Annotated in this window: 11 protein-coding genes; 8 read left to right on the top strand and 3 right to left on the bottom strand. The window is 40.2% G+C overall.

Annotated elements, in window-relative coordinates:
• Positions 1–213: 213 nt before the first annotated feature.
• From P7J36_RS08840 to P7J36_RS08805, 8 genes are all read left to right on the top strand, one after another.
• On the top strand, positions 214–780 hold the full coding sequence (locus P7J36_RS08840; RefSeq protein WP_408551888.1) for a DUF3267 domain-containing protein: 567 nt from the start codon (positions 214–216) through the stop codon (positions 778–780).
• A gap of 12 nt (positions 781–792) precedes the next feature.
• Positions 793–1,008 (top strand): helix-turn-helix transcriptional regulator, encoded by a 216-nt coding sequence (locus P7J36_RS08835; protein WP_012028279.1) that lies wholly within the window; start codon positions 793–795, stop codon positions 1,006–1,008.
• Positions 1,005–1,763, top strand: a complete 759-nt coding sequence (locus P7J36_RS08830; protein ID WP_408551889.1) for a DUF3169 family protein — start codon at positions 1,005–1,007, stop codon at positions 1,761–1,763. The genes P7J36_RS08835 and P7J36_RS08830 overlap by 4 nt, the downstream gene beginning before the upstream one ends.
• Positions 1,764–1,794: 31 nt before the next feature.
• A complete protein-coding gene (locus P7J36_RS08825; protein ID WP_408551890.1) occupies positions 1,795–2,304 on the top strand; it encodes a DUF3278 domain-containing protein in 510 nt (169 codons plus the stop codon).
• 20 nt (positions 2,305–2,324) lie between these two features.
• Complete coding sequence (locus P7J36_RS08820; RefSeq protein ID WP_136628385.1) at positions 2,325–2,528, top strand: hypothetical protein; 204 nt, start codon at positions 2,325–2,327, stop codon at positions 2,526–2,528.
• Positions 2,529–2,629: 101 nt separating this feature from the next.
• Entirely contained in the window at positions 2,630–3,319 is a 690-nt protein-coding gene (locus tag P7J36_RS08815) for a CPBP family intramembrane glutamic endopeptidase (RefSeq protein ID WP_408551891.1), read from the top strand.
• 9 nt (positions 3,320–3,328) lie between these two features.
• Positions 3,329–3,646: a hypothetical protein gene (locus P7J36_RS08810; RefSeq protein ID WP_408551892.1), complete on the top strand. Its 318-nt coding sequence runs from the start codon at positions 3,329–3,331 to the stop codon at positions 3,644–3,646.
• A gap of 9 nt (positions 3,647–3,655) precedes the next feature.
• A complete protein-coding gene (locus P7J36_RS08805) occupies positions 3,656–4,330 on the top strand; it encodes a CPBP family intramembrane glutamic endopeptidase (protein ID WP_408551893.1) in 675 nt (224 codons plus the stop codon).
• A gap of 35 nt (positions 4,331–4,365) precedes the next feature.
• Here P7J36_RS08805 and nrdF read toward each other — a convergent pair whose 3' ends face one another.
• From nrdF to nrdH, 3 genes are all read right to left on the bottom strand, one after another.
• Entirely contained in the window at positions 4,366–5,325 is a 960-nt protein-coding gene (nrdF, locus tag P7J36_RS08800; protein WP_004299066.1) for a class 1b ribonucleoside-diphosphate reductase subunit beta, read from the bottom strand.
• A 299-nt stretch (positions 5,326–5,624) separates the two neighbouring features.
• A complete protein-coding gene (nrdE, locus tag P7J36_RS08795; RefSeq protein WP_408551894.1) occupies positions 5,625–7,784 on the bottom strand; it encodes a class 1b ribonucleoside-diphosphate reductase subunit alpha in 2,160 nt (719 codons plus the stop codon).
• A 43-nt stretch (positions 7,785–7,827) separates the two neighbouring features.
• On the bottom strand, positions 7,828–8,046 hold the full coding sequence (gene nrdH / locus P7J36_RS08790; protein WP_408551895.1) for a glutaredoxin-like protein NrdH: 219 nt from the start codon (positions 8,044–8,046) through the stop codon (positions 7,828–7,830).
• Between the last annotated feature and the right edge of the window lie 305 nt (positions 8,047–8,351).

Here is an 8,351-nt window from a genome sequence, read left to right as displayed (position 1 = left end):
TAGTCAAGTTAACATTATTACACTCATTAAAAATTTGGGATTGAAAAATCCCCATAAACTTATTTTACGAGGAGAAACCTTATGAAACGACACATTTCAGCTGATATGGCAGCGATTGTGATTGCAGGCGCAAGTATTATTGGCTTACTGATTGGAGTTGCTCTAGGACTATATAGTTTAGTCTAGCTTGAAGGAAAATGAAGTAGAAGAAACATGGAAGTGAAAAAGAAATTATTTGAAGTTAATATCATGGAAAATAAGAAATTTGTATGGGGTTTGAATATTCTTGCTGTGGTACTCATCTTTCCAATTGCCTTGGTATTTGGAATGATAGGCAGTTGGTTGATAGCTAACGGTTCGAATTACTCGGAACTGGCCGTATCAGAGGTGTGGTTGCTTTTCCCTCTCTATTTTCTTTTAATAGTTGTGCACGAGGCTATCCACGGCATCTTCTTCAAGGTTTTTTGTCCTGAAAATCCTGTCAAATACGGGTTTAAATGGAAATCGGGCATGGCCTATGCGACCAGTCCAGGTTCGCTCTACAATCGGATGCAAATGCTAGTAATCAGCCTGACTCCCTTTGTTGTGATTAGTTTGGTCTTGACCATGTCGGCAGGCTTTGGGATGATGAATACCACTCTTTACTTCATGCTGGCAACCATGCATGCTGCCTCTTGTGCAGGCGATTTCTACTATGCCTATCTCTTGTTGGTTAAGTTTGCCAAGGAAAATATAGCTGTAGAAGATACAGAAACAGGCTTGATTATCTACCAAGCCTAGAAAGGAAAACTTATGGAATATGTCTTAAAAAATCGACTCAAGGAATTGCGAGCAAGGGATGGTCTCAATCAAACGGAACTTGCCAAGTTGGCAGAAGTATCACGGCAGACCATTAGTTTGATTGAGCGGGGCGAATACACGCCCTCGGTGGTCATTGCCATGCGCATAGCACAGATTTTTAATGAAAATGTGGAGAATGTCTTTCAATTAGTGGAGGTAGAAGAATGAAACAGGGGAAACAATTAACGACAAAACAAAGATGGCTCAGAAATCTTACATATTTGTTTTTGGGAGCAATTTTCGGAGCATTTTGTGGCTTTTTTGGAGTATCGATTTCTAAGCTTGGATTACAGTCTTTTGTCAATTTAGATAATTTCTTGTTTTGTTTGCGTATCATTACTTTTGTAATTTTTGCCGGAACCATTTATTTTGGTATTAAAGCTAATAAAAAATACCATCTTTACCATTCTATTTCAGATGAGGAAGAAGAATACTTTGATGAACTGTATAAAAAAATGTATCGTAACCTAGAATATGCGACCATATCATTTAATGTTGCCGTATCATTGACTCTGTTAAATTTAGTTTTAGGATTTGGAGTTGCCTTCTTAGAAGAGAGTGCGGTTATGTATGGGTCAATTTTTGACTTGGTTCTCTTTATCGTACTTCTAATTACTCAAGTGATTATTATTAAATTAACAGAGAAAATTCGAGACTATAAGTTATCTGCATTTGCTACAGTAAAAGAGATGAAAGACTTTGCTGAGGCAATGGACGAGGGGGAGAAACAAGCAAACTACGAAATGAGTTTCCAAATCGTCTTCACTTTGAATCAAATCGTGTTACCAGGTTTGTATCTATTCCTATTTGTACTTAGCATGCTATTGCAAGAGCGACAAATTACAGCATTTCTAGTTGTTGCCTTTCTTCACATTTACATCAATGTCATGCAGGTTCGCATGGTTCGTCGTTACTTCAAATAAGAATGTTATGAAAGGTTTTTAGGTAATAGTTATGAAAAAGGAAAATCTACACATCAAAGCAATTCATTATTTCTATGATATTGTTGGTGAGTTAGACGAGATGTCTTATGCGACCTTGACGAATTTCGGCAACAATATGTATATGCTTTTTATGACAGTGACACTGGTGAGCTTTCTAGTTAGCTTTGCGCTGGGAGAAGATATCATGGGAATCAGCCTCTTCTTGACATTGGTTTATTCTCAATTCAAACAGGACGCCATTATCAAGCAGTTGGGTCTGGATAAATTGTTTGTTGCAAAGGCTGATGTGAAATTGGCTCGGAAGAAAATGATGAAACGTACTCTGTTTCAAACCATACAGATTGCAGTATACAGTCTGCTAGTTAGTATTGGTATCTGGCAGTTACAAATTCCACAGGAAAGCGGAACATCTGCAGCCGAGTATTTCCAGTTTGTCACTCCTATGACAGTTGTCCTGATGACCTTTATAGGATTTGTTAGCTTCTATTTCGCCAATCGTAAGAAAATCACATTCATCTAATGCAAATGGAGGAATGAACAATGAAAGTCTTTAAGAAAATCTATCTTGCTTTGTTAATCGGTCTTGGTCTATACGCAGTTGGCTATATTTTCGGAGAGTGGCTGGCTACTGGGCAGATTGATTTGTCAACCCTGAATATTCTCTTGCCAATGGTTTTGGGCTTGCCTGCTCTGCTGTCGTCATTTAGTTTCTCTTTTATTACTTCGTTAACTCGCCTTGCCTAACTCCAGTTATGTCTGCGGCTCGTTGCCTAGTACTAAAAGGAAACTAAAAGACTTTATCTTTTAACAAACGAAAAATAATTGTTTATATTAAGGAGATTGCTATGAATAGACTTGGAAGTGTCAAAGATTGGAATGTGGTTAAAAATTGGAAGTTTCTCTTAGTGGGACTGGCTGTCGTTGCACTAAATGTATTGACCCAGATGGCCATGTTTACCCTGCCAAATTTTGATGGGAATAACCTTCTGATTGCTGCTGCCTTCTTGTTGGTTGCTGTAGTGCTTGGTCTTATCTTGACTGGTAAATTAGGTCTGTGGAAAGGTGAGCAGAAGTGGGGGATGGGTGCGAATGTTGGTTTTATTGCCCTTGCCTTTATCGTTATGTTTGGTTTGAAAATAATTGGTGGGCAATTGATTATGCTGGAAGAGGGATACGGTCAAACGACTGCCAATCAGGAAATCATCAATAATTCAGGCTTACCAACCTTAATTTTGTTTCTCTTTACAGTTTTCTTTGCTCCAGTTTTGGAGGAACTGCTTTTCAGAGGGATTCTTATGGGGAAAGTCTTTGGTAAGGATTCGATTGTGGGATTATTGCTATCGAGTTTTCTGTTTGGATTTATTCACAATCCGACCAATATCGGATCTTGGGTTGTCTACGGAGGTATGGGGCTAGTACTAGGACTTGCTTATCGGATTTCTGGTAAATATACCAACGCACTTATCCTACATTGTCTCAATAATCTTATCGGATTTTTGTTGATGCTACTGATGCAAAGTCTGGGCTTGATATAGGAGGAAAATATGGACTTTTTCTTATGGATTCTAGTAGGATTTCTATTTTTCAATTCTCTATCAGATAGGAAAAAAGTGAAGCAGTTGCAAGCTAGGGTAAAAAAGTTGCAGAAAACTACAAAAGGAGAAAATCAGATGTCAGTTTTATTGAAAGAATTGGTCGGAAGTAAAGCCAAAATCCGCTTTGATGAGGAATTTTCTATTGCTTATGAATACAGCATTTTAGCTGTGGATGAGGATTGGGTTAAAATTTCTCGTGAATTAGCGAATGGGGAGCTTGAAACCAAGTTGGTACGAGTCGATAATATTGTTGACTTGAGCTTGTAGGGAGGGAATATGTTAAAATTTATCAAACACGCTGCATTGATATTCCTATACTTTGTTGCCTATCAAATTGCTTCAGGTTTTCTGATGGTAGGACCAACCTTACAAACGATTCCTGACATTCCTGCCCAGTTGATTGACAGTACAATTTGGATTTGTGCGATAATTGGACTTGTTCTTTCCATAGCGCTTATCATTCTATTATGGAAGTATGTCTATCCACGACAATCTGTTGACTATCATGTGGCAGCTTCATGGTTCCATAAGATTCAATGGCCGATATTACTTTATGTTGCATTTTTTATCTTCCAGTTTATTGTACCAGTCCCAGAAAGTGAAAACCAAAAGCTGGTGATTGAATTCGTATCAGCATATCCCTTGATTGCATTTAGCTCCGTAGTGATCTTTGCTCCAATATTAGAAGAATTGATTTTCCGTGGATTTTTAGCGACCTATTTCTTCCCTAAAATGGCAGATATGAAGGCTGTTGGAATCTATCTTGTTGTAACGGGGTCTTTATTTAGTCTGGTCCATATGCCAGCAACTCTTCCCCAATTTTTGATTTATTTCACGATGGGACTCAATCTTGGTTGGCTCTATCTGATCAAACGTGATATTCGTTATCCGATTGCGCTTCATATGCTCAACAACGGTATTTCTTATTTGATGATTGTATTTTTAGTATAAAAAATAAGCAGCTCGGATTGAACTGCTTTTTTTGATTACAAACCGTAAAGATAATCATCGTCCTGCATGGCTTCTACTTCACCGAGCAGATAGCCGTTACCAACTTGGGAGAAGAAGTCGTGGTTAGATGTACCGGTTGAGATACCGTTCATGATGATTGGGTTGACATCATCTGCTGAATCTGGGAAGAGTGGATCCTGTCCCAAGTTCATGAGGGCTTTGTTGGCATTGTAACGAAGGAAAGTCAAGACTTCCTCAGTCCAGCCAACTGCATCATAGAGGGAGCGTGTGTAGCCCTCTTCGTTTTCGTAGAGCTGGTAGAGCAGGTCGTACATCCAGTCGCGGAGTTTGTCCTGTTCTTCCTCGGATAATTCATTGAAACCAAGTTGGAACTTGTAACCGATGTAGGTACCGTGCACAGACTCGTCACGGATGATCAGCTTGATGATTTCAGCAACGTTGGCCAGCTTGTTGTTACCAAGGTAGTAGAGTGGCGTGAAGAAACCAGAGTAGAAGAGGAAGGTTTCTAGGAAAACGCTGGCTACTTTCTTTTCAAGTGGTGTACCTGTTTCGTAGATTTCGTTGATAATCTTTGCCTTGCGTTGCAAGTATTCGTTGCTGTTGGTCCATTCAAAGATGTCTTCAATCTCAGACTTGGTGTTCAAGGTTGAGAAGATAGAAGAGTAAGACTTGGCATGGACTGACTCCATGAATTGGATGTTGTTGTAAACAGCTTCTTCGTGCGGTGTACGAATATCGTTGCGAAGAGCTTGGACACCTGTTTCAGATTGAAGGGTATCCAAGAGGGTCAATCCGCCAAAGACCTTACCAACCAGGTCTTTTTCTTCAGCAGTAAGTTTACGCCAGTCATCCAAGTCGTTTGATAATGGGATACGTGTATCGAGCCAGAATTGCTCGGTCAACTTTTCCCAAGTTGACTTGTCAATAACATCCTCAATGGCGTTCCAGTTTATGGCTTTGTAGTAGGTTTCCATCATATTCTCTTTCTTTTTCTTATACTTCAAATATTATATCACAAATAGATAGTAGCCTGTAAAAAAATCCCCCAAAAGGGATTTTTAATCGAGCGCTCATTAGTTGCTTCGCATCATGAACGACAGTGTCGTAAGGTAGATAGCTAATCCGCCGATAGCGGTTAGCGTAGATTAGGTAGTTGGCTTGCCAACAGCTAAACCCTTGCAAGTTACGACCTGAGAAAAGTCGTTCGAACTTAACGACTTTTCGAGGTAGTAAGCCACTTAGGTACTGACCAAATAGTCAGTACCTAAGTGGCTTAGATCACACAACTTTCACATTGGTTTGCGCCGACTTCTTCGCCGTCATCGGTAAAGGTACGGATGTAGTAGATTGACTTGATGCCTTTGTTGAAGGCGTAGTTACGAAGGATAGAGAGGTCACGTGTGGTTTGTTTGTTCTCTTTTTTCCATTCATAGAGTTCTTTTGGAAGCTCGCTGCGAAGGAAAAGAGTGAGCGACAAACCTTGGTCGACGTGTTCTGTTGCAGCAGCGTAAACATCGATGACCTTGCGCATATCCATATCGTAAGCAGACTTGTAGAATGGAATAGTTTCTGTTGCCAAGCCAGCTGCTGGATAGTAGATTTTACCGATTTTCTTCTCTTGGCGTTCCTCAATCCGTTGTGTGATTGGGTGGATAGAAGCAGATACATCGTTGATGTAGCTGATAGAACCGTTTGGAGCAACAGCTAGTCGGTTTTGGTGGTAGAGACCATCTGTCATGACTTTCTCACGTAAGTCAGCCCAATCTTGTCCGCTTGGAATGAAAATTCCTTCAAAGAGTTCTTTGACACGGTCAGATTGTGGTTGGTAATCCCCAGTCACATACTTGTCGAAATAAGTGCCGTCTGCGTATTTTGATTTGTCAAAATTATGGAAAGTAGCTTTGCGTTCGCGGGCAATGTTATTTGATTCTACTAAAGTCCAGTAGTTGAGGAGCATGAAGTAGATATTGGTAAATTCCACAGCTGTTTTTGATCCGTAATCGATCAAGTTTTGAGCCAGGTAGGAGTGAAGTCCCATAGCACCGAGACCGATTGAATGCGCACGTTCATTTCCAGCCTCGATAGACGGCACCGCAGAAATGTGTGAATGGTCAGTTACGTAAGTAAGAGCGCGTGTCATGGTACGGACGGAAAGTCCAAAGTCAGGTGACTTCATGAGGTTGACAATATTGGTTGAGCCAAGGTTACATGACACATCTGTTCCCATAGTCAAGTATTCCTGAGAGTCGTTGATAACGCTCGGCGTCTGAACTTGAAGGATTTCTGAACAGAGGTTGGACATGATAATCTTGCCGTCAACAGGATTGCTGCGGTTGGCAGTGTCAATGTTGATGACGTAAGGGTAGCCAGACTCTTGTTGGAGTTTAGAAATCTCTGTTTCTAGGTCGCGGGCCTTGATTTTTGTCTTACGAATGCGTGGGTTTGCCACCAACTCGTCGTATTTCTCAGTAATATCAAGGTAGCTGTAAGGCACACCGTATTCCAATTCAACGGAGTAAGGGCTGAAGAGGTACATATCTTCATTTTTACGTGCCAACTCATAGAATTTATCAGGAACAGTGATTCCAAGTGACAAGGTCTTCACACGCACTTTCTCGTCAGCATTTTCTTTCTTAGTTGAAAGAAAGGCGATAATGTCTGGGTGGAAAACATCCAGATACACTACCCCAGCCCCTTGGCGTTGGCCAAGTTGGTTAGAGTAAGAGAAGCTGTCCTCGAAAAGTTTCATGACAGGAACAACCCCAGAAGCAGCTCCCTCGTAGCCCTTGATTGGAGCCCCTGCCTCACGCAAGTTGCTGAGAGAGATACCAACCCCACCACCGATACGGGACAATTGCAGAGCAGAGTTGATGGAACGTCCGATGGAGTTCATATCGTCTGTGACTTGGATGAGGAAACACGACACCAACTCACCGCGACGGGCACGACCTGCGTTTAGGAAAGAAGGAGTTGCTGGCTGGTAACGAAGATGAATCATTTCGTTGGCCAAGTTCAAGGCCAACTCTTCATTTCCTTCAGCAAAATACAAGGCGTTGAAGAGAACGCGGTCTTCCATGCTCTCCAAGTAGTAGGCACCGTCGTTTGTTTTAAGGGCATACTGATTGTAGAACTTGTAAGCAGCCATGAAAGACTTGAAGCGGAAATTTTGGTCTTTCAAGAATTGGTCAATTTTGATGATAAATTCTGGACTATATTGGTCCAAAAATCCTTTCTCAAGATAGTTTTCTTCTAATAAGAAAGCAATCTTGTCCAAAATGGAATCAAATTGCTTGGTATTGGGAATAACATTTTCCTTGAAGAAGGCCTTAACAGCTTCTTGGTCCTTATGGAGTGGAATTTGACCATTGACAGGACGGTTGATTTCGTTATTTAAACGGAAGTAGGACACATCGCCTAATTCTTTCAAACTCATAATCGCAATCTCTTTCTATAAATAGTAGCAAGGGAGGTAGTTTTTAAACTAGTGCTTTTAATTTTGCTGGTTGGAAGCCAGAGAAGACTTCATTTTCAGTTTCGATAACAGGTGCAGCTGAGAAGCCGAGACCTTTTACGTGATCGATAAATTCAGGCTGTTCATCTAGATTGATTTCTTTATAATCTACACTATGTTGGTCCAAGAATTTCTTGGTCATTTTACACTGTACACAATCATTTTTTGAATAGATCGTTACCATTCTATTTCTCCTTTATTGATTAAATTCACCAATCTAGGATACTAGATTTTGGGGTCAAAGTCAAGAAGGAAGTTTATTTAAAATCACAAAATATAGTGCACAATATTTTTACAAGACACCATATATTGTACATACGTCCAATGATGCCAAGTCGAAAAATAGCGTTTACATAGCTGTTTCTATTTAGTTTGATAACCCTAACAATCTCTCGGTAAAGTATAAATCAGCTTTTTTACAAATGTCATAATGTTTTGAAGGAAACATGCAGTGTTATAAAATGTAACATTTATAGTGATATATGTATT

The sequence above is a fragment of the Streptococcus suis genome, assembly GCF_046032115.1.
GTDB lineage: Bacteria > Bacillota > Bacilli > Lactobacillales > Streptococcaceae > Streptococcus > Streptococcus suis_AJ.
This window is presented reverse-complemented; position numbering and strand designations above follow the sequence as displayed.

Coding starts and splice junctions, on each gene's coding strand:
- nrdE (WP_408551894.1), bottom strand. CDS start 7,784: ATGAGTTTGAAAGAATTAGGCGATGTGTCCTACTTCCGTTTAAATAAC.
- nrdH (WP_408551895.1), bottom strand. CDS start 8,046: ATGGTAACGATCTATTCAAAAAATGATTGTGTACAGTGTAAAATGACC.
- P7J36_RS08825 (WP_408551890.1), top strand. CDS start 1,795: ATGAAAAAGGAAAATCTACACATCAAAGCAATTCATTATTTCTATGAT.
- P7J36_RS08820 (WP_136628385.1), top strand. CDS start 2,325: ATGAAAGTCTTTAAGAAAATCTATCTTGCTTTGTTAATCGGTCTTGGT.
- P7J36_RS08810 (WP_408551892.1), top strand. CDS start 3,329: ATGGACTTTTTCTTATGGATTCTAGTAGGATTTCTATTTTTCAATTCT.
- P7J36_RS08840 (WP_408551888.1), top strand. CDS start 214: ATGGAAGTGAAAAAGAAATTATTTGAAGTTAATATCATGGAAAATAAG.
- nrdF (WP_004299066.1), bottom strand. CDS start 5,325: ATGGAAACCTACTACAAAGCCATAAACTGGAACGCCATTGAGGATGTT.
- P7J36_RS08815 (WP_408551891.1), top strand. CDS start 2,630: ATGAATAGACTTGGAAGTGTCAAAGATTGGAATGTGGTTAAAAATTGG.
- P7J36_RS08830 (WP_408551889.1), top strand. CDS start 1,005: ATGAAACAGGGGAAACAATTAACGACAAAACAAAGATGGCTCAGAAAT.
- P7J36_RS08835 (WP_012028279.1), top strand. CDS start 793: ATGGAATATGTCTTAAAAAATCGACTCAAGGAATTGCGAGCAAGGGAT.
- P7J36_RS08805 (WP_408551893.1), top strand. CDS start 3,656: ATGTTAAAATTTATCAAACACGCTGCATTGATATTCCTATACTTTGTT.